The 23,628-nt window shown below is 66.6% G+C and carries 21 protein-coding genes; 18 read left to right on the forward strand and 3 right to left on the reverse strand.

From position 1 onward, the window contains the following. Positions 1-427 precede the first annotated feature (427 nt). From NO362_RS12650 to NO362_RS12665, 4 genes are all read left to right on the forward strand, one after another. Positions 428-2,014 carry an ATP-binding protein gene (locus tag NO362_RS12650; RefSeq protein WP_256545554.1) on the forward strand — a complete coding sequence of 529 codons (1,587 nt, stop codon included), beginning with the start codon at positions 428-430 and terminating at the stop codon, positions 2,012-2,014. Between the two features lie 69 nt (positions 2,015-2,083). Beyond that, a complete protein-coding gene (locus tag NO362_RS12655) occupies positions 2,084-2,419 on the forward strand; it encodes a cupin domain-containing protein (RefSeq protein WP_369335093.1) in 336 nt (111 codons plus the stop codon). A gap of 99 nt (positions 2,420-2,518) precedes the next feature. Next, a complete protein-coding gene (locus tag NO362_RS12660) occupies positions 2,519-3,508 on the forward strand; it encodes a beta-ribofuranosylaminobenzene 5'-phosphate synthase family protein (protein ID WP_256545556.1) in 990 nt (329 codons plus the stop codon). 93 nt (positions 3,509-3,601) lie between these two features. Then, a complete protein-coding gene (locus NO362_RS12665) occupies positions 3,602-4,438 on the forward strand; it encodes an RAD55 family ATPase (RefSeq protein ID WP_256288933.1) in 837 nt (278 codons plus the stop codon). Between the two features lie 618 nt (positions 4,439-5,056). Here NO362_RS12665 and NO362_RS12670 read toward each other — a convergent pair. Further along, positions 5,057-7,396 carry a hybrid sensor histidine kinase/response regulator gene (locus NO362_RS12670; RefSeq protein WP_256545557.1) on the reverse strand — a complete coding sequence of 780 codons (2,340 nt, stop codon included), beginning with the start codon at positions 7,394-7,396 and terminating at the stop codon, positions 5,057-5,059. Positions 7,397-7,541: 145 nt separating this feature from the next. On the opposite strand from NO362_RS12670, the gene NO362_RS12675 reads away from it, so the two are divergent. Beyond that, on the forward strand, positions 7,542-8,336 hold the full coding sequence (locus tag NO362_RS12675; RefSeq protein ID WP_256545558.1) for a VOC family protein: 795 nt from the start codon (positions 7,542-7,544) through the stop codon (positions 8,334-8,336). Positions 8,337-8,384: 48 nt separating this feature from the next. Here the strand turns inward: NO362_RS12675 and NO362_RS12680 are convergent, their stop codons facing one another. Beyond that, complete coding sequence (locus NO362_RS12680) at positions 8,385-8,669, reverse strand: DUF5779 family protein (RefSeq protein WP_121569453.1); 285 nt, start codon at positions 8,667-8,669, stop codon at positions 8,385-8,387. Between the two features lie 362 nt (positions 8,670-9,031). Between NO362_RS12680 and NO362_RS12685 the strand changes: the two genes are divergently transcribed. The 12 genes from NO362_RS12685 (at position 9,032) to NO362_RS12740 (ending at position 20,242) form a co-directional block, all read left to right on the forward strand. Next, positions 9,032-10,357, forward strand: a complete 1,326-nt coding sequence (locus NO362_RS12685; protein ID WP_256288937.1) for a LeuA family protein — start codon at positions 9,032-9,034, stop codon at positions 10,355-10,357. A 117-nt stretch (positions 10,358-10,474) separates the two neighbouring features. Then, a complete protein-coding gene (locus NO362_RS12690; RefSeq protein WP_256545559.1) occupies positions 10,475-10,597 on the forward strand; it encodes a hypothetical protein in 123 nt (40 codons plus the stop codon). A gap of 168 nt (positions 10,598-10,765) precedes the next feature. After that, positions 10,766-12,514, forward strand: coding sequence for a biosynthetic-type acetolactate synthase large subunit (gene ilvB, locus NO362_RS12695; RefSeq protein ID WP_256545560.1), 1,749 nt, complete (start codon positions 10,766-10,768; stop codon positions 12,512-12,514). Beyond that, a complete protein-coding gene (gene ilvN, locus NO362_RS12700; RefSeq protein ID WP_121569457.1) occupies positions 12,511-13,176 on the forward strand; it encodes an acetolactate synthase small subunit in 666 nt (221 codons plus the stop codon). The genes ilvB and ilvN overlap by 4 nt, the downstream gene beginning before the upstream one ends. After that, the gene (gene ilvC / locus NO362_RS12705) at positions 13,173-14,213 is read left to right on the forward strand and encodes a ketol-acid reductoisomerase (protein ID WP_256288940.1); all 1,041 of its coding nucleotides are present in this window, start codon (positions 13,173-13,175) and stop codon (positions 14,211-14,213) included. The genes ilvN and ilvC overlap by 4 nt, the downstream gene beginning before the upstream one ends. Before the next feature lie 52 nt (positions 14,214-14,265). Next, positions 14,266-15,687, forward strand: a complete 1,422-nt coding sequence (leuC, locus tag NO362_RS12710) for a 3-isopropylmalate dehydratase large subunit (protein ID WP_121569459.1) — start codon at positions 14,266-14,268, stop codon at positions 15,685-15,687. Then, positions 15,684-16,292 carry a 3-isopropylmalate dehydratase small subunit gene (gene leuD / locus NO362_RS12715; RefSeq protein ID WP_256545561.1) on the forward strand — a complete coding sequence of 203 codons (609 nt, stop codon included), beginning with the start codon at positions 15,684-15,686 and terminating at the stop codon, positions 16,290-16,292. Before leuC ends, leuD begins: the two co-directional genes overlap by 4 nt. Next, positions 16,285-17,265: a 3-isopropylmalate dehydrogenase gene (gene leuB / locus NO362_RS12720; protein ID WP_121569461.1), complete on the forward strand. Its 981-nt coding sequence runs from the start codon at positions 16,285-16,287 to the stop codon at positions 17,263-17,265. The genes leuD and leuB overlap by 8 nt, the downstream gene beginning before the upstream one ends. A gap of 47 nt (positions 17,266-17,312) precedes the next feature. Next, the gene (locus tag NO362_RS12725) at positions 17,313-17,789 is read left to right on the forward strand and encodes a PTS sugar transporter subunit IIA (protein WP_439331174.1); all 477 of its coding nucleotides are present in this window, start codon (positions 17,313-17,315) and stop codon (positions 17,787-17,789) included. After that, positions 17,789-18,058 carry an HPr family phosphocarrier protein gene (locus NO362_RS12730; RefSeq protein WP_256288944.1) on the forward strand — a complete coding sequence of 90 codons (270 nt, stop codon included), beginning with the start codon at positions 17,789-17,791 and terminating at the stop codon, positions 18,056-18,058. The genes NO362_RS12725 and NO362_RS12730 overlap by 1 nt, the downstream gene beginning before the upstream one ends. 4 nt (positions 18,059-18,062) lie before the next feature. Next, complete coding sequence (ptsP, locus tag NO362_RS12735) at positions 18,063-19,763, forward strand: phosphoenolpyruvate--protein phosphotransferase (RefSeq protein WP_256545563.1); 1,701 nt, start codon at positions 18,063-18,065, stop codon at positions 19,761-19,763. Next, positions 19,760-20,242: a PTS fructose transporter subunit IIB gene (locus NO362_RS12740; protein ID WP_256545564.1), complete on the forward strand. Its 483-nt coding sequence runs from the start codon at positions 19,760-19,762 to the stop codon at positions 20,240-20,242. Before ptsP ends, NO362_RS12740 begins: the two co-directional genes overlap by 4 nt. 67 nt (positions 20,243-20,309) lie before the next feature. Here NO362_RS12740 and NO362_RS12745 read toward each other — a convergent pair whose 3' ends face one another. Further along, a complete protein-coding gene (locus tag NO362_RS12745) occupies positions 20,310-20,795 on the reverse strand; it encodes a DUF7529 family protein (protein ID WP_256545565.1) in 486 nt (161 codons plus the stop codon). A gap of 80 nt (positions 20,796-20,875) precedes the next feature. Between NO362_RS12745 and NO362_RS12750 the strand changes: the two genes are divergently transcribed. Further along, entirely contained in the window at positions 20,876-23,605 is a 2,730-nt protein-coding gene (locus NO362_RS12750) for an ABC transporter ATP-binding protein (RefSeq protein WP_256545566.1), read from the forward strand. The last annotated feature ends 23 nt before the right edge of the window (positions 23,606-23,628 follow it).

Below are 23,628 nucleotides of genomic sequence, written 5' to 3' on the forward strand. Positions count from 1 at the left end.
TCGCAGTGCGGCCACCCCGCTGGATGGACGGGGACGCCGCTACGACACAGCCCGCACTCCGGGACGCTGCCCCCACCCGCGTCCCGCCGCGCTGACAGTGGTGCTGGCTACAGTCGCGAACGCGACTGTCGGATTCACGTACCGACGCCGCCGACCTCCCGTCACGGCGGCGTCGGCACCGCTGCGGCCGGGGTGACCACCCGCCCGTAGTTGGCGCATCTCCAGGTCGTCGCCGACATCCGACGACCGACCGATGCAGAGGCACCCCAATGGAGGGTTCGCCTCCGACGGGAAGATCGACACCCCTTTCTGGCCGATACCGTCACACCCTGTGGTCGGTGGGTTGATGATGCTCCCCGTTAATCCCGGATTACAACCGATTCAGATGTTGCCGCCACTCTCTTCGAGCGCGTTATACGGCGCATACGTGTTCGCATTTGCCGCTGCCGCCGTGCTCTGTTTCGGGATGCTCCGCCGGACGCGGCGGATCGAACACGAGGACACGCGCCGGGGGGTCTTCTGGCTTCTCGTCACAAGCGGCGGCTGGGCGGCCGCCCACGTCGGGTATCTCACGATGCCGACGCCCGACCTCCAGTACGTGTTCTACCTGACCGGGCTCGTCGTCGGCTTAGCCTCCGTCGGGCCGTGGCTGTACTTCTGTGCGGCGTACACCGGTCGACAGGTCCACCATAACTCGGCCGCGCGGAAGGGGCTGCTCGTGGTCTTTCTCGCGTTCGTCGCGGTGAAGGTGACGAACCCGATCCACAACTGGTACTTCGTCGCCGAGGAAGCGAACACGCCGTTCGTCTACCTGCAGGTCAGCCACCGCCCGTTGCACTGGATCGCGATGGGGCTGGCGTACGCGCTCGCGTTCGTTGGCTTCTTTATGCTCTTCGAGCTGTTCATCCGGGTCAACTCCAACACCCGCCCGCTGTTCGCGCTCCTCTCGCTCACCGGAATCCCGGTGGTCTTCGACGTTCTGGGCGCCATCGCCCCCGGCATCCTGGATATCACCTACTCGTCGATCGGCGTCGCCGTCTTCGCAGTCGGCGTGTTCTCGACGTACTTCGATCGGTTCCAGTACGTCCGCGTCACCGGCGAGAGCACCGACCCGATCCTCGTCGTCGACGACGGGAGAGAAATCAGGGACTTCAACACTCGCGCGGGCGACCTATTTCCGTCGCTTTCGGGGGCCATCGGGAAACCGCTCTCGGACTCCGTTCCGGCGCTCGCGGACACGATGGAGGAGTCCGATCCGATCATCGAAGTCGAGGTCGACGGAACGAATCGCTACTACAACGTCACGTCGAACCCGTTCACGATGGGGAGCGCAGAGATGGGTCACTCCGTCGTCCTGACAGACGTGACCGAGCGCGAGCAGTACCGGCAGGAACTCGAAGCGAAGAACGAGAAGCTCGAACAGTTCGCGAGCATCGTCTCCCACGACCTCCGGAACCCGCTTCAGGTCGCGAAGGGACGGACGGAACTCGCGCTGGAATCGGGAGACATAGACCACCTCGAGCCCGTCGTCCGGGCCCACGAACGGATGGAGCAGTTGATCGAGGAGATGTTGACACTGGCGCGTGAGGGAATGTCGATCGACGACACAGAGCGCGTCGACATCGCCGCACTCGCAGAACAGGCGTGGCGGATGATCGCCGCCGACCAGGCCACGCTCTCAATCGAAGACGACCTGGAGTGTACGGTCTCTGCGGACCCCGAACGACTGCAACAACTGGTCGAGAACCTGTTTCGGAACGCGATCGAACACGGTGGCGACGACGTCGTCATCTCTGTGGGCGCGATCGCGGACGGGTTCTACGTCGCGGACGACGGCGACGGAATCCCCGAGGACGAACGCGAGGACGTCTTCGACGCAGGGTTCACGACGGCTGCCGACGGGACCGGGTTCGGCCTCGCGATCGTCTCCGAGATCGTCGACGCGCACGACTGGGAGATCCGCGCGACCGAGGGGGACGCGGGCGGCGCGCGGTTCGAGATTCGAACCGAATAGCGCGCCGCCGAGAACCGGGCGTATCGCGTTCGGGCGACCGATAGTATATATGCGATCCCGACGCAGTCCATGCTGATGGCTTCACTCGATCTGTACGACGAAGCGCGAGCCGCGCTCGACCCCGACGACGGCGAAATCGAGACGACGGAACTGGTCGTCACCGACGACGTACTCGTGAAGGGGTTCGCGCTCGGCCCGGGTGCGGAACTGGACCCTCACGAGCATCCCGACAGCACGAACGTCTTTCACGTTCTGGAAGGCAGCGTGGTAGTCGTTCGCGACGGTGACGAGGAGACCGTCGACGCGCCGGGCGTCGTGCGCCACGACCGCGGTGCCGTCCACGGCGCACGCAACGAGACCGACGACGTCGCCGTCTTTACGGCGAGTCTCTGCCCCATGCCCTGAAAGACGACGAGCGACTCGGCGTCGGCGCGGGAGTTCCGACACCGGGCCGGCTTGCCCACGTCGAAACCCACAACGAGGTGCCCCCAGTAGTAGGAGTCGATGAGACGCGCTCGCGTCGCGACCAGCGCCCGCATTCACTTCGGGTTCTTGAACCTCAGCCTGGCGCTCGATCGACTGTACGGCGGTATCGGCGTCGCCGTCGACGAACCGAAGACAGTCGTGACCGCCGAACCGGCCGCGAGCGTCGACTGCGACGACCCCGTCGCCTGCCAGTACGCCGAGCGCGCCGTCGACCTGCTCGACGTACCCGGCGCAGCCGTCACCGTCGAATCCGCACTCCCACGGCACTCGGGGCTCGGAAGCGGGACCCAACTGGCGCTGGCCGTCCTCACAGCCGTCGGACGGGCACACGACCGCGCCCCCGACGTCCGGTCGTTGGCACCGGAGCTCGGCCGCGGCGGTCGCTCCGGCGTCGGTGTCGGGACGTTCGAGCACGGCGGATTCGTGGTCGACAGCGGCCACCCGACCGCCCAGTTCACGACCGAACGCCCGGCCGACGGCGACTGGACTGTGCCCTCGGTCACCGTCCGGCGATCAGTCCCCGACGACTGGCGGTTCCTGCTCGTCCTCCCGGACGTCGAACCGGGGCGGAACGGCGACGCCGAAGAGGAGAGTATGCGATCGGTCGTCGAACGGGCCGATCCGGGCGTCGCAGACCGCATCGCCGGCGTCGTGACGCGACGGCTCCTCCCGGCGGTCGCCGAGGGCGACGCGAAGCGTTTCGGGGGCGCGGTCGAGTCTCTCGGCCGATTGAACGGGACGTGGTACGCCGACGAGCAGGGCGGCGTCTACCGCCCTCCGGTTGGCGAGTTGGTCACCGCGCTGGACAGCGACCCGGCGTGCTATGGGGCGGGCCAGTCGTCGTGGGGGCCGTGCGTCTACGGCGTCACCGACGCTGCACACGCCGATGCGGCCCGGAACGCCGGGGCCGAGGCGCTCGACGCTGCCGGTGTCGACGGCGACGTGCGAATCGTGGCCGGGCGGAACGATGGGGCAGAGACCGAGACCGTCGACGACGTCGTCGCGTAGGCGTCGCTCCGTGAGTGGATAGGCCGACCGCGCTCTCGCATCGGCCGCGCCGTCGCCCGAAACGATTAACGGCACCGCCCGAGACGGACGGGTATGGACCGCATCCCGTTCGGGGTGTCTCGCTTCGACCGCGTCGTCGACGGCGGCGCGCCGCTTGGGACGGTCGTCCTGCTCGTCGGCGAACCCGGGGCCGGCGCCCGGGAGTTTATGTACACGAGCGCGACGATGAACGCCGTCGCTCACACCGACCGGGACTTATTCGAGTTGCACTACGGCGACCTCCACGCCGACGCCACGCTCCCACCGGAGGTGCACTATCTGTCGTTCACCGCCGACGAGTCGAACGTGCGCCGCGAGATGTCGTACGTGTTGGACGACGACATCGTGAGCGCGGCGACAGAGCACATCGACGTCCGCGACTTCTCGCCGGAGTACTTCCAGCTGAGTCCGGTCCCGCGGGAGTGGTACCTCGGTGAGACGACGACGCTGCAAGACCTCGGCGGTCGCGAGGAGCGCGCCGACGTGCTGACGGCGCTCGGCCAGTACCTCAACGACAACGCCGCGGACAACCTCGTCATCATCGACTCGATCACCGATCTCGTCGCGGCCATCTCCGACGAGATGGCGTGGAACGACATCGCGATGCTGATTCGCGGCCTCGGCAAGGCCGCACACCGTTGGGGCGGCCTCGTGCTCGCGTACGCGAGCCGGGAGACGCTCGAACGGACCGAACTCGGGCACCTGATGGACGCCGCCGACGGGACGCTTCAGTTCGAGTGGGAGTCCGGCGGGTCCAAGCGTGCGCGGACGATGGTCGTCCAGGAGTTCCGCGGCGTCCTCTCACAGATCGAGAGCGAGGACATCGTCCGGTTCGAAACCGAGATTCACGAGGGGGGCTTCGACGTGAGCGACGTGCGGAAGATCCGGTGAGGCTGAAGAGCGACAGCAGTCTTGACATCCTCCTCCGCGTAAACGCGGAGGAATCCCGAGCGGTGGGAGTTTCAGGTTCGCAGCCCAATCACCGGACTACCAGCCCTTTCGGGCGCGGGTAGTCCCACAGTATCGGACTGGTAGACTGCTGGCGGTGCCAAGCCGCCGGTACCCCTATCCTCGACCGTGTTCGGCGTCCCGGTGTTGTTTTGGCCACGGGGACGCCAGCAGGCGTCAGCAGACTCGGGGGTATCGTCTGACTCGCTTTGGGCAGTCGGCACATAGGCACACCCTTCGAGGATGTGACGTTCACCGTCTGCTCTTTCGGATACTGTCTCATTAGATGGGTGGACAGGCCACCTCCGAAGGACGGTTCGGAATCCGCTCCGTTCCGACCGATTCCTATCCATTAACACGGTTTCCTGTCACTTGAACATCACTATTCCGAAACTCAGAGTGCTGTCGAACGTTGATGCTCTCCCAAGTGACGGCGCGTATCCACGGCGTGAACGCCGTGGTATTGCGCCTGTTCAGCGTATAATGATTACTCTCGTCTCTTACCGCCGGCCATCGCCACCGGGAGTGGCGCTCGGCGGTACACAGTGAGAGTAATCACTATCAGACGTCGGGGGCGTCGTCTCCATCGAGTGCGGCGTCGACGCCGCTGATCTCGAAGCGAGCCCCGCCGTCGGTCCCCTCGGTCGCGCGGATCTCCCAGCCGTGCGCGTCGACGATCTCGGAGACGATCGCGAGGCCGAATCCCGTGCCGCTCTGTGACGTCGAGTAGCCGTACTCGAAGACGTGATCGCGCTCGTCTTCGGGGACACCGTCGCCGTCGTCGGCGACGTAGAAGCCGTTCTTGCAGGTGCCCACGCGGACGGTGACGTCCGGTCCGCCGTGCTCGACTGCGTTCCGAAACAGGTTCTCGAACAGTTGTCGCAACTGTGACTCGTCGCCGGTGATCGTGCCGTCATCATCGACGACGAGCGCGGCCGCACCGGTGTCGACGTTCCGCCACGACGCCCGGACGAAGGGCTCAAACTGGATGGGCGTCGGATCGAGCGTCGTCTCGCGGTCGCGAGCGAGCGTCAGCAGGTCCTCGATCAGATCCGCCATCCGCTCGTGGGCGCCTGCGACCTGCGTCAACTGGTCTCTGGCCTGCTCGTCCTCACAGAACTCCATCGCGAGTTCGAGCCGACCCTCGGCCACGTTGAGCGGATTGCGGAGGTCGTGTGAGACGACGCTCGCGAACTCTTCGAGTCGGGCGTTCTGTCGCGTGAGTTCCCGTTCGCGCTCGTGGAGGCGCTCGTTACGCCGGACCTGTTCGAGCGCCCTGACGATGTTGACGGCGAGGAGTTCACCGAGAACGACGTCCTCGTCGTCGAAGGCCCCCGGGGTCGGCGAGCCAGCGATGAAGTGGCCATAGCGGCCGAGCGGCAGGTGGATCTCGCTGCGAATCGGCGTCTCCGGGTTGTACACGTCGGGGTCCTCGCGAACGTCGTCGATCGAGTACACCTCGCCCTGCGCGAAGGACCGCCAGGCGATCCCGTCGCCGTCGGTGAACGTCGGCGGCGAGCCGACGAGTTCGCGAGCGGCGTCACTGGAGGCGACTGGAACCAGTCCGGCATCCTCCTCGTAGAGGTGGATCGCGCTCGCGTCCAGATCGAGTACCTCTGCCGCCGCGTCGACGCCGATCGATGCGACCTCCTCGCGACTCGCCGCGGTCATCAACTCCCGCGCCGTCTCGTTCAGCGCTTCCAGCCGTCGCTCGCGAACCTTCCGGTCGGTGACGTCGTAGTACACCCAGAGGTGGCCCTGGCCGTCCGGCAGTTCGATCGGCCGGTAGCTCCGCTCCAGCGCTCGCCCGTCTTCGAGGAGCAGTTCGTCGTTCCACGCCGGTTCGCGCTCGTCGACGAGCGTATCGATCCGGGAGACGAACCCGTCGGGATCGACGAACATCTCGCTGACGTCCTCGGCGAACGCCGCACAGTCCGCGCCGACGACGTCTTCGGGCGATCCCGGTAGCTCGAACAGGTCGAACAGCCGGTCGTTGGCCGTGAGCACCTCTCTGTCTGCGTCCTCGGCGAGCACGCCGATCGGAAGCGTCTCGAAGAGCGTCGAGAGGACGGCGTTCGCACGCTCCAGTCCCCGCCGCTGGGCGCGCTCTGCGGTGACGTCCTCGAACTGCGAGAAGATCGTGATGACGCTGTCGTCTTCGTCGGTGACGACTCGGTTGTACCACGTACAGAGCCGCCGTTCACCGTCTTTCGTCACGATCTCGTTGACGCTCTGGTAGCCGCCGCGATCGTCGAGCAGTTGCCGTTCGATCTCGGCGACGTGTCGCTTCTCCTCGTCTGGGACGATCGGGAACCACGTGCCACCGACGAGCTCGGAGTCCTCGTAGCCAGTGATCTCGGTCGCGGCGTCGTTGGTCTTGACGATCGTGAACGTCTCGTCGTACTCGATCGTCCCCAGCGGGGATTGTTCGATAAAGCGGGAGAGCCGCCGTTGACTCGCGGCCAACGCCTGCCGGGACCGGGTCTGTTCGACGGCGTTTTCGATCCGGTTCGCGAGGACGGCGTACTGGTCGGTGCCCATCTCCTTCTGGAGGTAGTCGGTAACGCCGGCGGAGATCGCCCGGCTCGCGATCTCCTCGCTCCCCTTCCCGGTGAACAGGATGAACGGCACCTCGGAGTCGCGCTCTCTGACCCGTTCGAGCAGTTCGAGTCCGGACATCTCGGGCATCTCGTAGTCGCTGACGACGCAGTCGAGGGTGCCGTCCTCGATGCGGTCGAGCGCCCGGTCGGGGTTGGTGGAGGTGGACACGGAGAACGTGTCGTTCTGCCGGGTCAGAAACGACGCGGTGAGGTCGACGAACTCGGAGTCGTCGTCCACGTGGAGGATGCGAATTTCTTCCGGGGACTCGCCGATCGGATACTCGCTCGGTGGCCCGGACATACACTGGCGTACTGACACCAGGATCAAATATGTTTGCACGCCATCGAGGCGTGTAAGCTACGTGCCGTGTGCGGACTGTGAACTCGAACGTCCGTCTACCCGGGTCGACAGTAGCCCTTTCACGGTTGCCGCCCGAGTGGCAGATATGCTCAGCGGCCTCCGTCGACTCGGCCTCGAAGTGAAGGATCTCGACGCGACGCGCGCGTTCTACGAAGACCGGCTGGGTCTCCAGGCAGCGCCCGGATCCGCGTCGGAGTCGCACGTCCTCTACGACGTGGGCGCGTCTGCCAGCGGGGCGGCCGTGGAGGGAGCCGACGCCGACCCCACGAGCCTCGTGCTCCGCCGACCCACAGCGCAGCCGCGCGGGGGGGTTCACACGCACTACGCGTTTGCCACGACGCGAGCGGCGTATCCTCGCTGGCGACGCCGACTCGCCGATCTCGACCCCGTCGAGTTCTCGTTCGGCTCCAGCGACTCGCTGTACGTCTACGACCCCGCGGGTCACTGCGTCGAGATCGGCGGCATTCACGATACAGCGGCCGCCGAGGACAACACCGAGGCAGCGGCCGTCGAGAACGACACCGACGACGTGCCGCCGCTCACGGGCGTCTTCGAGGTCGTCTTGGAAGTGACCGATCTGTCGCGGGCGGAGGCACGCTACCGACGGCTCGGCTTCGAGGTCGTCGACCGCGGCGAGACGCGACGCCGCGTCCGGCTGACGGGACCCGTCGACCTCGAACTCTGGGAGCCACAACTCGGCATCGCGGACGCTCGCGGCGGCCTCCACGTCGATCTCGCATTCACGACAGGAGACGCAGCGGCCGCCGTCGAAGCCGGCGCGCCCTGGGCGGTCGGGCCGACGGACGTCGAGGAGGGCGTCCGCGTCGTCGACGACGACGGGCACGTGTTGACGTTCGTGCCACCGCAGTCAGGTGAGTGATTGTAGGATCGTGAGACCCGACGCGAAGGCGAGACCGTTCAGCGTCGATTAGAGTCGGTCGGTGTTGATGTCGACGCCAGACGGGGAGACGATCAGAAAATCCCGGAAGTGCGTGAGCGTGCCGTCCATGTCTCTGACCGGGCGGGCGAAGCCCTTCGCGAGTTCGTTGAGGTCGCCCTCGACGGCGAGAACGAGGACGTTACCCGCCTCGACTGACCGGACCCACTCGTCAGGGTCCGTAGAGCCGTCGAGGACGCCGAGCACGACGTTGCCGGTTCCCTCTTCGTCGAGGTGTTCTTCGGCCTCCGAGAGGTTCAGGTTGAAGTCGCTCATACCAGGGGCCACGCAGACCGGCACGAAAAGGATTCGGACGCGTTCTCCCGGGGTTTGTAAGAAAAGTTATTATTCTCTCTCGTCTCGGCGTCCCTCATCTGATGGGCCACACAGACGTGGCTGTTCGAGCGGCCCTCCCGCAACGCGCGCACCTGAACGTTCGTCCACCCAACGCCGCGCGCGAGTAGTTCAGGTGGGCAATTGGCCGCACTCGCGGCGGAATTTGCACCAAACGGCCACTCCTCACACGGTCCGGGTCGTGGACGACGGCCGCGTTCGATTGTAGCCGCGTCTGTCCGCGAAACCACCGCGAGAAGCAGGTACGGAGCCCGCTCGGCAACTCAGAGATCGGCGATGCTCGGATGCGCTGTCCCGGGATCAGATCCCTGACAGCGAAACCTTTTAATGTCTTTCCGGGTAGTGAACAGACACAATGTCTAACGACGACATGGAGGCTCAGTCGGACACCCCGGCTGGTCGAGTTCTTCCAGGGCACATTAGCCCAAATAACTGAATCCGAGATCGAGAACGTACGGATTTTCGACACGACGCTCCGCGACGGCGAACAGTCGCCACGCACTTCGTTCAGCTACGACGAGAAGCGCGACATCGCGGCGACGCTGGACGAGATGGGGACGCACGTCATCGAGGCGGGATTCCCGGTGAACTCCGAAGCCGAGTTCGAATCCGTCAGCGACATCGCCGCCGCGACGGACACGACCGTCTGCGGGCTGGCTCGCGTCGTCGACAAAGACGTAGAGGCCGCACTCGACTCCGGCGTCGAGTTGGTCCACGTCTTCGTCAGCACGAGCGACGTCCAGCTGGCCGACTCGATGCACGCCTCCCGCGAGGAGGCCGTCGAGCGCGCGGTCGAGAGCGTCGAACGAGTCAAAGAGGCAGGTGCCCAGGCGATGTTCTCGCCGATGGACGCCACCCGGACCGACGTCGACTTCTTAGCCGAGATCCTGAGCGCCGTCGACGAGGCGGGCGTCGACTGGGTCAACGTCCCCGACACCACCGGCGTCGCGACGCCGACGCGCTTTGCGAGTCTGATCCGCGAGATCAGAAAACACACCGAAGCGCAGATCGACGTCCACGCTCACGACGACTTCGGGCTGGCCACCGCGAACGCGATGGCCGGCTTCGAGGCCGGGGCCGCGCAGGCGCAGGTGTCCGTCAACGGCATCGGCGAGCGCGCCGGCAACGCCGCCTTCGAGGAGGTCGTGATGGCGGCGGAGTCGCTGTACGACGTCGACACGGGGATCGACACCACACGAATCACCGAACTGTCGCGGATGGTCGAGGAGGCGAGCGACATCCCGGTTCCGGCCAACAAGCCGGTCGTGGGACGGAACGCCTTCTCACACGAGAGCGGCATCCACGCCGCGGGCGTCATCGAGAACACGGACACGTTCGAGCCGGGTGTGATGACGCCCGATATGGTCGGGGCCCAGCGCGAGTTCGTCCTCGGGAAGCACACCGGGACTCACTCCGTCCGCAAGCGACTGGAGGAGTCGGGCTTCACGCCGACCGACGCGGAAGTGCGCGACATCACCCGCCGCGTCAAAGACTACGGCGCCGAGAAAGAGCGCGTCACCGTCGACGTGCTGACGCGCTTCGCCCGCGAGTCGGGCGTCGAACGCGCCGAGGAAGGCGAGGACGAAGAACAGGAGGAGGTCCGCGCCTGATGGCGCGCGCCCCGTTTGCTCGAATCGACGAGCCACGGGTGCGCCGCCGACCGACCTCCCGAAACGGACCCGCGGCGCGAAACGTTCATTACGGGCGAGACGAATCTGTGGGATACGATGCGACGACGGACCACCGACGCGACGGCTGCCGCTGCAGCGGCGGCGCAGGTCGCGCGTGTGCTCCAGTCGGCCGACGTCGAGATGCTCGACGTCGACGTGCGTATTGTAGGGGCCGCCTAGCCCCTCACACCCAATTTTCGATTTTCGGTTCCCGTACGCGCCCGCCAACTAACCCACCAGCGACCGTTACACAAGGCCAATGGAGCACCACGCTCGACCCACACGACCATCGACGTATCGACCACGAACGACACCCGCGAACGCGCCCGCAGACGGCGGTGATGCACGATGAGTAAGCAGGCACCACCGGACGCGGAGGAAGCAGACGAGCCCGAGACGACGCAGTCGCCCGTGACGACCGGCTCCGAGTCCGTCATTCGCGCCTTGGAGAACGAGGGCGTCGAGGCCGCGTTCGGCGTCCAGGGCGGGGCGATTATGCCCGTCTACGACGCGCTGTATCACTCCGACATCCGCCACGTCACGATGGCGCACGAGCAGGGTGCAGCCCACGCCGCCGACGCGTTCAGCGTCGTCCGCAACGAACCAGGCGTCTGCCTGGCGACGTCGGGGCCGGGAGCGACCAACCTCGTCACCGGCATCGCCGACGCGAATATGGACTCCGACGGACTGCTGGCGCTCACCGGCCAGGTTCCCTCGGATATGGTCGGCTCCGACGCGTTCCAGGAGACAGACACCACAGGCGTCACCGCGCCGATCACGAAGCACAACTACTTCGCGAGCGACGCCGACACCGTCGGCGACACCGTCGGTGAAGCGCTCGCGCTGGCCGACGAGGGCCGTCCGGGGCCGACGCTCGTCGACCTCCCGAAGGACGTCACGCTTGGCGAGACCGACGCAGAGCCCGGTCCGGCAGCGCCGCCGGAGACGACGCGCCCGCAGTACGTCGCCGACGAGGGCGACGTCCAGACCGCGGCCGACGCGATCGAGGCGGCCGAACGGCCGCTGCTGCTCTTCGGTGGCGGCGTCATCAAGGCCGACGCGACCGACGAGGCCCGCGCGTTCGCACGCGACTACGAGATCCCGGTCGTCACGACGATGCCGGGCATCGGCTCGTTCCCCGAGGACGACGATCTCTGTCTCTCGTGGGCGGGGATGCACGGCACGGGCTACGCCAATATGGCGATCACCCACACCGATCTCCTCATCGCGGTCGGGACGCGCTTCGACGACCGCTTGACCGGCGGCATCGACACGTTCGCGCCGGAAGCGGAGGTCATCCACGTCGACATCGACCCCGCGGAGATCTCGAAGAACGTCTACGCGGACTACCCGCTCGTCGGCGACGCGGGGATCGTCATCGACCAACTGGACGACGCCATCAACACGGCCCCCGAGGCCGACGAGTGGCGCGAACAGGTCCAGACGTGGAAAGACGAGTACCCGATGGACTACGCGACGCCCGACGACGAACCGCTGAAGCCGCAGTTCGTCGTCGAGGTCCTCGACGAGGCCACCTCCGACGAGGCCATCGTCACGACCGGCGTCGGTCAGCACCAGATGTGGGCCGCCCAGTACTGGACGTACCGCGAGCCGCGCACCTGGGTGTCGAGCCACGGGCTCGGGACGATGGGTTACGGACTGCCAGCGGCGATCGGTGCACGAATCGCGGCCGACGACGACCAGGAAGTCGTCTGCGTCGACGGCGACGGCTCGTTCCTGATGACGATTCAGGAGCTTTCGGTCGCGGTCCGCGAGGAACTGGACATCACCGTCGCAGTGCTCAACAACGAGTACATCGGGATGGTCCGCCAGTGGCAGGACGCCTTCTTCGAGGGGCGTCGGATGGCCGCCGAGTACAACTGGTGTCCCGAGTTCGACAAACTCGCAGAGGCGTTCGGCGCGCGCGGTTTCCGCGTCGACGACTACGACGAAGTCGCAGACACCGTCGAGGAGGCCCTCGAATACGACGGTCCGTCCGTCATCGACTTCCACATCGACCCGGCGGAGAACGTCTACCCGATGGTTCCCTCTGGCGGCGCGAACGGACAATTCGCTCTGACGGATGATCAGCTATGAGTTCTGACGACGACCTGCCCAAGCACGGACTGCAAGGACCGGCCCCCGAAGAGCGCCCGCACCCCGAAGGGCGACGTAACTCCCAGGGGATCCGTATCGACCCCGAGGCGGAAGCCGAACACGAACCGCGGCGTGCGGTCATTTCGGCGCTCGTCGAGGACGACCCGGGCGTGCTCTCGCGCGTCTCCGGGCTGTTCTCCCGCCGGCAGTTCAACATCGAGAGCCTCACCGTCGGGCCGACCACCGTCGAGAACCACTCGCGGATCACGATGGTCGTCGAAGAGCCCGATCCGGGGATCGACCAGATCGAGAAGCAACTCGCCAAACTCAAGCCCGTCATCTCCGTCGGTGAACTCGACGCCGACGCCGTGCGGACCGAGCTCGTCCTCCTGAAAGTCGAGGGCGACGACCCCGACAAGGTCCACGCCGTCACGGAGATGTACGACGGACAGACGCTCGACGCCGGACCGCGGACCATCACGGTCCAACTCACCGGCGACGAACAGAAGATCGACGACGCGATCGACGCGTTCCGCCAGTTCGGCATCATCGAGATCGCCCGAACGGGATACACGGCGCTGGCGCGCGGCGATCAGGCGACCGTGCCGGGCGAGAAGCCAGGCACAGCAGACGAACCCACACAACCCACAAACGCACAATGACAGACCTGAACACGACAGTATACTACGACGACGACGCGGATCGCTCATACATCGACGACAAGACCGTAGCCGTACTCGGATACGGCAGCCAGGGTCACGCGCACTCTCAGAACCTCGCAGACAGCGGCGTCGACGTGATCGTCGGCCTGCGCGAGGACTCCTCCTCGCGCGCCGCCGCCGAAGCGGACGGCCTGCGCGTCGAGACGCCCGCCGACGCAGCCGCCGAGGCGGACATCGTCTCCGTGCTCGTCCCCGACACCGTCCAGCCGGCTGTCTTCGAGGAGATCAAGGACGGACTCGACGCGGGCGACACGCTCCAGTTCGCACACGGATTCAACATCCACTACAACCAGATCCGCCCGCCCGAAGACGTCGACGTGACGATGGTCGCGCCGAAGTCGCCGGGCCACCTCGTCCGCCGGAACTACGAGGCCGGTCAGGGCACGCCCGGTCTCGTCGCCGTCTACCAGGACGAGACGGGCGAGGCGAGAGACGAGGCGTTCGCGTACGCGCACGCGATCGGCTGTACTCGCGCCGGCGTCATCGAGACGACGTTCCGCGAGGAGACCGAGACCGACCTCTTCGGGGAGCAGGCCGTCCTCTGCGGTGGGATGACCGCGCTCGTCCGCGAGGGATTCGAGACGCTCGTCGACGCCGGCTACTCCCCGGAGATGGCCTACTTCGAGTGTCTGAACGAACTGAAGCTCATCGTCGATCTGATGTACGAAGGCGGCCTCTCCAATATGTGGGACTCCGTCTCCGACACCGCCGAGTACGGCGGCCTGACGCGTGGCGACCGCATCATCGACGAGCACGCGCGCGAGCAGATGGAGGAGGTCCTCGAAGAGGTCCAGGACGGCACGTTCGCCCGCGAGTGGATCGCGGAGAACCAGGCCGGCCGACCGTCCTACACCCAGCTGAAGCACGCCGAGGAGACCCACGAGGTCGAAGAGGTCGGCGCACCGCTGCGCGACCTGTTCTCGTGGGCCGACGAGGGCGACGAAGCCGAAGCCGCCGAAGCGGCCGCTGACGACTGAACGACGGAAATGACAGTGACACAGGTATACACGGCAACCCGCGGTGATGTAGATGAGTGAGGGAACGCTGTACGACAAAGTCTGGGAGGAGCACACGGTCTCCAAACTGCCGACCGGACAGACGCAACTGTTCGTCGGCCTCCACCTCATCCACGAGGTGACGAGTCCGCAGGCGTTCGGGATGCTGCAGGAGCGCGATCTGGAAGTCGCCTATCCCGAACTGACGCACGCGACGGTCGATCACATCGTGCCGACGTCGGATCAGTCGCGTCCGTACCGCGACGACGCCGCCGAGGAGATGATGTCCGAACTCGAACAGAACGTCCGCGAGTCGGGCATCCAGTTCTCGGACCCGAACTCGGGCGATCAGGGGATCGTCCACGTCATCGGGCCCGAGCAGGGACTCACCCAGCCCGGTAAGACGATCGTCTGCGGCGACTCTCACACCTCGACGCACGGCGCGTTCGGCGCGTTGGCGTTCGGGATCGGGACGAGCCAGATCCGCGACGTACTCGCGACCCAGACCGTCGCGATGGAGAAGAAAGACGTCCGGAAGATCGAGGTCACGGGCGAACTCGGCCCGGGCGTCGAGGCGAAAGACGTCATCCTCGAAGTGATCCGTCGTCTCGGTACCGAGGGCGGCGTCGGCTACGTCTACGAGTACGCCGGCGAAGCCATCGAGAACCTCGATATGGAAGGTCGGATGAGCATCTGTAATATGTCCATCGAGGGCGGCGCCCGCGCGGGCTACGTCAACCCCGACGAGACCACCTACGAGTGGCTCGAAAACACCGACTACTTCCAGGAGAACCCCGAGAAGTTCGACGAACTCAAGCCCTACTGGGAGTCGATCCGCTCCGACGACGACGCCGAGTACGACGACGTCGTCACGATCGACGGCTCCGAACTGGAACCCGTCGTCACGTGGGGTACCACGCCCGGGCAGGGCGTCGGCATCTCCGAGCCGATCCCCGAGCCCGAGTCGCTGCCGGAGGACAAACAGGACACCGCGCGACGCGCACAGGAGCATATGCGTGTCACCCCTGGTGAGACGATGGAGGGCTATCAGATCGACGTCGCCTTCCTCGGCTCGTGTACGAACGCACGCCTGCCCGACCTCCGTCGGGCCGCGAACGTCGTCGAAGGCCGACAGGTCCACGAGGACGTCCGCGCGATGGTCGTCCCCGGGAGCCAGCGCGTGAAGGCTGCCGCCGAAGCCGAAGGCCTCGACGAGATTTTCGAGGACGCCGGCTTCGAGTGGCGGAACGCGGGCTGTTCGATGTGCCTCGGGATGAACGAGGATCAACTGGAGGGCGACGAGGCGTCCGCTTCCTCCTCGAACCGGAACTTCATCGGACGGCAGGGCTCGAAAGACGGCCGTACCGTCCTGATGAACCCGCGAATGGTCGCCGCGGCGGCGATCAAAGGCGAGGTAACTGACGTGCGCAAACTGAAGGAGGTGACGCTGGCATGACCGACGAAATCCCAGAAATCGACTCCGTGACGGGGACGGGCGTCCCCATCCGCGGGAACGACATCGACACCGACCAGATCATCCCGGCTCGCTTTATGAAGGTCGTCACGTTCGACGGCCTCGGCGAGTTCGCGTTCTTCGACCTCCGGTTCGACGAGGACGACAACCCGAAGGACCACCCCTTCAACGAACCGCAGTTCCAGGACGCCTCGGTGCTCGCCGTCAACGCCAACTTCGGCTGTGGCTCCTCTCGCGAGCACGCGCCGCAGGCGCTGATGCGCTGGGGGATCGACGCCATCGTCGGCGAGTCCTTCGCCGAGATCTTCGCCGGCAACTGCCTCGCGTTAGGTATCCCGACGGTCACGGCCGATCACGAGGAGATCGTCGCCCTGCAAGAGTGGATCGACGAGAACCCCGACGGCGAGATCGACGTCGACGTCGAAGCCGAGACCGTCACCTACGGAGAAACGACGATCGAAGCGACGGTCGACGACGCCCAGCGACGGGCGCTCACCGAGGGCGTCTGGGACACGACGGCGCTGATGAAGTCCAACGCCGACGCAGTCGCCGAGAAAGCCGCCGAACTCCCCTACGTCGATGTCTGAGGAGATCGTCGTCATCGAAGGCGACGGCATCGGCGGAGAGGTCGTTCCCGCGGCCGTCTCCGTGCTCGAAGCCGTCGGCGACTTCGACTTCGTCGAGGCCGAGGCTGGCGACGCCGTCAAGGAAGCGACCGGCGAGGCGCTCCCCCAGGAGACCTACGACACCGTCGCCGAGGCCGACGCGACGCTGTTCGGCGCGGCCGGCGAGACGGCCGCCGACGTCATCCTCCCGCTTCGGGAGGCCGTCGGATCGTTCGTCAACATCCGCCCGGCGCGAGCGTACCCCGGCGTCGACGCGGTGCGCCCGGAGACCGATCTGGTCTTCCTGCGTGAGAACACCGAAGGCGTCTACGCGGGCCACGAGGACGAACTCTCGGAGGATCTCTCGACGCTGACGCGCGTCGTCACGACCTCCGCGTCCGAGCGACTGGCCGAGTTCGCCTGCGAGTACGTCGACGAACGCGAGGAGGACGGTTTCCAGGTCGTCCACAAGGCGAACGTGATGCGCGAGACCGACGGCCGGTTCCGCGACGCCGTCGTCGACGTCGCCGAGTCCGAGGGCGTCGAGACCGAAGAAGTGCTGATGGACGCGTTCGCGACGCGCGTCTGTCTGGACCCGACGCAGTTCGACGTGGTCGTCTGTCCGAACCTCGCGGGCGACGTCCTCTCGGACCTCGCGGCCGGCCTCGTCGGCGGCCTCGGGCTACTGCCGTCGGCGAACGTCGGCCCCGACAACGCGCTGTTCGAACCGGTCCACGGGACCGCCCCGGACATCGCGGGCGAGGGCGTCGCCAACCCGTCGGCGGCGATCCTCTCGGCGGCGATGATGCTCGAACACCTCGGCTACGACGACGAGGCCGCGAACGTCCGGAACGCGGTCGAATCCGTGCTCGAAGACGGTCCGCGGACGGCCGACCTCGGCGGCGACGCCGGGACCGAAGACGTCACGAACGCGATCATCGATCGACTCGAATAACGGCGCTGTCGCGTCGTTTCGTTTTCTCGTGAGTTTCGCGAACACCCATCTGCTCAGGTATGCTCGAAGACGACATCGACCGGCTGTTTCCGCGAGCGCACATCGCGCTTTCGGACCCGCCGGCGAGTAAACAGGCCGCGATCGAGTTCCTTCTGGGTCTCCTCGCGGCCAACGACCGCGTCTCCGACCGAGGGGCCGCGTTCGACGCGTTGTGTGAGCGCGAGAATGTGGCCCCAACCGGCGTCGGAATGGGAATCGGGATCCCACACGCCAGGACGGCGGCCGTCGCGGAGCCGTCGGTCGCGTTCGCCCGCTCCCGCTCGGGCCTCGATTTCGACGCGGTGGACGACGAGCCCGTGCGCTTGCTGTTTCTGATCCTCGTGCCCGAGGTGGGAGCCGAGGAACACTTACACATCTTGAGTTCCCTTTCGCGAGCACTGATGCACGAAGACGTTCGAGAGACGCTGTTCGGGGCCGACGACGCAGAGACCGTCCAGAACACCGTTCGGGAGGCGATGGACTGATGCCCGAGCGCGTCGTCACCGTCGTGCCCGAAGACGGCCTCCACGCGCGGCCCGCCTCGAACTTCGTCGAGGCGGCGAGCGAGTACGATATCGAGATCCAGGTGGGTCACGTCGACGGCGACTTGGTGAACGCGGCGAGTATGCTCGCAATCACGGGACTCGGCGTCACCGCGGGCGAGGACGTGCGACTGGTCGCGGAGGGCCAAGAGGCCGAGGCTGCGCTCGACGAACTCGAACGCATCCTCTCGACGCCGGAAGGCGAAGGCTGAGTCGATGACCGAGCGTCGACTCTCCGGCGTCGGCGCCACCCCGCTGTCGGGCGTCGGCACCGCCGTCTGGTACGCGCCCGACGCCGAACTCGGGTCTCCGCCGGACCCGGAGACGATCGACGCTGACGTCGAGCGCGAGCGGTTCGAGACGGCGCGCGACGCGGCGCGCGAGGAGATCCGCGCCGAACGCGAGCGCACCGCAGCGCGCCTGGGCGAGGCGGAAGCCGAAGTGTTCGACGCCCACGTTCAGTTCCTCGACGATCCGCAGATCACCGAGGGCGTCGAAGCCGCGATCGACGACGGACTCCCGGCCGGGCACGCGGTCGATCGTACCTTCGAGCAGTTCATCGAGCAGTTCGAGGGGATGGAGGGGCGAATGGCCGAGCGCGCAGACGACCTCCGCGACGTCCGGGATCGGCTCGTGCGCGCGCTCGGCGGCGGCGAACGCTCCGACCTCGGGTCGCTGCCGGAGGGCAGCATCGTACTCGCAGAGCGCTTGACGCCGAGCGACACCACACAGCTCGATCCCGAGCGCGTCGCCGGCTTCGCCACCGTCACCGGCGGGCGGACGTCCCACGCCGCGATATTTGCGCGCTCGCTCGCCCTGCCGGCGATCGTCGGCGTCGGCACAGCGCTACGGAACGTCGCGGACGGGGCCGACGTCGTCGTCGACGGCCGCGACGGCACCCTCCTGGTCGACCCCGACGAGGAGACCCGCGGGGAGACCGCGGGCGAGGAAGCCGTCGAGGTCCGCAACGGTACTGTCGAGACGGCGGACGGAGCGCCCATCGAGGTCGCCGCGAATGTCGGCACGGAAGCGGACCTGGCCTCGGCGGTCAAGCGCGGCGCCGACGGGATCGGGCTGTTCCGAACGGAGTTCCTCTTTCTCGACCGGGATTCGCCGCCGGGCGAAGACGAGCAGTACGAGACCTACCGTGAGGCGCTGGAGACGTTCCCCGACGGACGCGTCGTCGTGCGGACGCTCGACATCGGCGGCGACAAGCCCGTCGCGTACCTGGATCTGCCCGACGAGGAGAACCCGTTCCTCGGCGAGCGCGGTATCCGACGGTCGCTCGGTCCCGACGCAGATCTCTTCGAGACGCAACTGCGCGCACTCCTGCGTGCGGCGGGCGAGGAGGCGGGCGGAGAGCTTTCGGTGATGCTCCCGCTCGTCGCCACCGTCGACGAAGTCCGCCAGGCGCGCGAGACGATGGAGTCAGTCGCGGCCGACCTCGAATCCGAGGGCGTCTCCGGCGCGCTCCCGGAGTTCGGCGTGATGATCGAGACGCCCGCGACGGCGTTTCTCGCCGACGCATTCGTCGATCACGTGGACTTCTTCAGCATCGGCACGAACGACCTCGTGCAGTACGTGATGGCCGCAGAGCGCGGCAACGACCGCGTGGCAGCGCTGGGCGATTACCGCCAGCCCGCGGTGCTCCGTGCGATCCACACGACAGTCGCGGCGGCCCAGGGGACCGACGTCTGGGTCGGGATGTGCGGCGAGATGGCCGGCGACCCCGACGTGACGGAACTGCTCGTCGGCCTCGGGCTCGACGAACTGAGTATGAGCGCGGTCGCAGTGCCACAAGTCAAGCGAGCCGTGAGCGAGACGACCGTCGCAGACGCGCGCGAACTCGCAGCGCGCGCGCTCGCGGCCAGCACGAAACGTGAAGTCGACTGTCTGCTAACGGAGACCACACGATGAACGTCGTCGCAGTCACGTCCTGTCCGACCGGGATCGCTCACTGCCAGATGGCGGCCGAGAACCTCGAACGGACGGGCGAGCGGCTCGGCCACGAGATCAAAGTCGAAGTCCAGGGCGCGGTTGGCACACAGAACGAGCTCACAGCCGCCGAGATCGACGACGCGGACGCGGTCATCATCGCCGCCGACACGGCAGTCAGTCGCGACCGCTTCGAGGGCAAACCGCTCGTGGGGGCATCGGTGAAAGACGGCGTCGACGATCCCGAGGGCCTCTTCGAGCGCGCGGTCGACCTCGTGGAGGCGGGCGAGACCAGAACCATCGAAGTCGGTGGTGGCAGCGGGGGCGAGTCGGATGCGGGTGCCGGCGCGAACGGAGCGACGGCAGGTACAGCGAGCGACGCCACCGAGGACGATTCGGGTCGCCGCGGTGGCGACCGCGGGCAAGGTCTCTTGGCACGGATCAAGAAGCTGTTCTCCTGATCCGGTCGCTGTGCGCCGGTACGGATGCCGCTGCTCCGAGGTCACGCCCTGTTCGTTCGCTATTCGATCAGCCGACGGGTTCCGGGAGGAACGGCTCGGGGTCGTCGTGGACGAACGTCACGGTGTCGTCGTTCAGCCGACGGCAGAAGAGCCGCATCGTCCCCGTCTCCCGGATCGATTCGACGGTGTCGGTGGCCCCGCTCGGATCGTAGTAAGCGGGGACGAAGACGGCAGTCTCGGTTTCGGGGTCTCGCTCGGCGACGAGCAGATACATCAGCCCGTCGCCCGCAGCGCGGAACACCTCGACGTCACGGAACGACTGGCGTTCGACGAGGCGTTCGAGTTCCTCGAACTCGGGGCCAGAGAGGAGAACGTCGATGCCCGTCCGGCGCTCGGAGTCGACGAGGACCGAGTCACCGGGGTGGAGTTCGAGCGTCGTCCACCCGCGGTCCCGGTATTCGGCCGCGGTCGACTCCATATCCTCGATCACTGCCGGCCAGCCTTCCTGTGCGTGTACGTTCGGAGGGGCGTCGTCTGCGGGCGGTTCGGTCATACGGGCACGCGTTCCGGTAGCGCCATAAATCGTTCCCCGCTCCCCAAGATATTTCTCCTGGAAGTGCACTATGAGAGAAAGTGACAAACCTCCTCTCGCTCTCGAACCTCCGGACCCAGTTCAGAACAGAACGGGGTGCGGTCAAGGCCGTCGACGGGATCGACCTCACGATCGAGGCCGGCGAGACCGTCGGCCTCGTCGGCGAGTCAGGGTCCGGCAAGAGCGTCACCGCCCTGTCCGCGATGGACCTCGTCGACGACCCGGGCGAGATCGTCGGCGGTCGCATCACCCTCCGCGATACGGCCCTGGCCACCAGGCTCCTCGACGAGTTCGGCAACGCGCTCGTCCCGTACCCCTCCGAACTGATCGATGCGGTCGCGGCCATCAGTAGCGACCTCCGCGCCGGCACGCACGTCCGCGACACGTCGGCAGAACTCCGGGCGATAGCCGACGACCTCGCCGGCGTAGCGGACCCGGCGGACCTCGCGTCCGACCTCCGAACGGCCGCCGATCGGCTCGATGACCGGACCGCTGCCGAAGCCGTCGGTGACGAACTCGCCGCGGCGCTCGACGACGCCGCCGACGGGTTCGTCTACGTCGACGACGACGCCCGGGCCCGAATCCGCGACGGCGCGGACCCGAACGACGTCGAAATCTCAGATGGCGTCGTCGACGTGACGGCCGCCCCCGAGGCGGCCGTCCGGCGCATCCGCGGCGGCGAGATGGGGATGATCTTCCAGGACCCGATGACCTCGCTGAACCCGGCGATTCCCGTCGGCGAGCAGATCGCCGAGTCGCTACGACTCCACCGGTACGGCGGCCAAAAGCGAGACTCCTGGCTCAACGGCATCCGCGAGATCCTCCCGAAGGTCGGGGGGCGTGACGGCGACAACGAGGTGATGGAGGAGGTCCTCAGAATGCTCCAGGCGGTCGGAATCCCGGAGGCGAAACAGCGACTGAACGACTATCCACACGAGTTCTCCGGCGGGATGCGCCAGCGGGTGCTCGTCGCTATCGCGCTCGCCTGCCGGCCGAACCTCCTCATCGCCGACGAACCCACGACCGCCCTTGACGTGACGATCCAGGCGCAGATCCTCGATCTCATCGACGACCTCCAGACGGACTTCGGGATGTCCGTCCTGATGATCACCCACGACCTCGGCGTCGTGGCCGAGACCTGCGATCGCGTCGCCGTGATGTACGCCGGCGAGATCGTCGAGGAGGGCCCCGTCGAGGAAATCTTCCACAATCCGAGCCATCCCTACACCTACACCCTGCTGGAGTCCGTCCCGACCGAGGAAAAAGAGCGGCTGACCCCGATCGAGGGGAACGTCCCCGACCTGATCGATATGCCTGAAGGCTGTCACTTCGCGCCTCGCTGCCCGTGGGCCGAAGACCAGTGTCTCGAAGGCGAAATACCCTATCTCCAGCACGGGCCGGCCGACGTCGATCACCGATCGAAGTGCGTCCACGAGGCGTTCGACAAGGCAGCGTACGGAACGGAGGGCGTCGAGGCCGGGACCGAGTCCGACATCGGCGAGACGCTCGTCGAGGTGACGGGAATGCGCAAGTACTACGAACAGGAGGACAGTCCCCTCGATCGCGTGTTGGGGAGCGGCGGCCCGAGCGTCAAGGCGGTCGACGGCGTCGACCTGAACGTCCGCGAGCGGGAGACCCTCGGACTCGTCGGCGAATCCGGCTGCGGAAAGTCCACTGCGGGGCGGGCGATCCTCTACCTGGACCCGCCGACGGACGGCACCGTCGTGTTCGCGGGCGACGACCTCGGGACGCTCTCGAAGTCCGAGCTCCGGAAGCGCCGGAAGGATATGCAGATGGTGTTCCAGGATCCGATGTCGAGTCTGGATCCGCGGATGACGGCGGGCCAGACGATTATGGAACCGCTGAAGATCCACGGCCTCGCCGAGGGTCGCCGCCGCGAGCGGGTGTTCGAGTTGATGGAGGCGGTCGGACTCGAACGCGGACAGTACGGACGGTACCCGCACGAACTCTCCGGCGGCCAGCGCCAGCGGGTCGGGATCGCGCGGGCGCTCGCTGTCGATCCCGACTTCATCGTCGCCGACGAGCCGGTGTCGGCCCTGGACGTCTCGGTCCAGGCGCAGATCATCAACCTCCTCGAAGATCTCCAAGAGGAGTTCGGGCTCACGTACCTGTTCATCGCCCACGACCTGAGCGTCGTCAGGCACATCTCCGACCGAGTGGCCGTGATGTACCTCGGCGAGATCGTCGAGGTGGCCGAGACGGACGACCTATTCGAGACGCCGAAGCACCCCTACACGAGGGCGCTGTTGTCGGCGATTCCGGAACCGGATCCGCTCGCAGACACCGGCGATCGCACGATCCTCAAGGGGGACGTCCCCTCGCCGATCAACCCGCCCTCGAACTGCCGGTTCCGGACCCGTTGTCCGTCGATCATCCCGCCGGACGACTTAGACATCGAGCAGGAGCGGTATCGCGAAGTGATGTTCTACCGGCAGCGGCTCGAAGCCGGCGACGTCGACCTCGACGCCATCGAGTCGGAGGTCCGCATCGAAGCCGAGACGACACCCACCGCCGTCGCAGACGGTGGTGCACACGCGGCCCTGTTCGAGTACTTCTTCGACGGTCCGCTCTCGGGAGAGGCCGAAGCGGCGGTCGCGGAGTCCTTCGAGCACCTCGAGAACGACCGCTGGGAGCAGGCCGAAGCGACGCTCCGGGACACCTTCGAGAGTGTTTGTGAACGAAAACACCCGAAACTCGGGGAGAGCGACCACCCGGCTGCCTGTCACTTGCACGACGAAGAACCGGAGTAATTTTCTGTTTTTCCGCCAGTATT

Source organism: Halobellus inordinatus (assembly GCF_024498335.1).
In the GTDB taxonomy this organism is placed as follows: domain Archaea; phylum Halobacteriota; class Halobacteria; order Halobacteriales; family Haloferacaceae; genus Haloquadratum; species Haloquadratum inordinatus.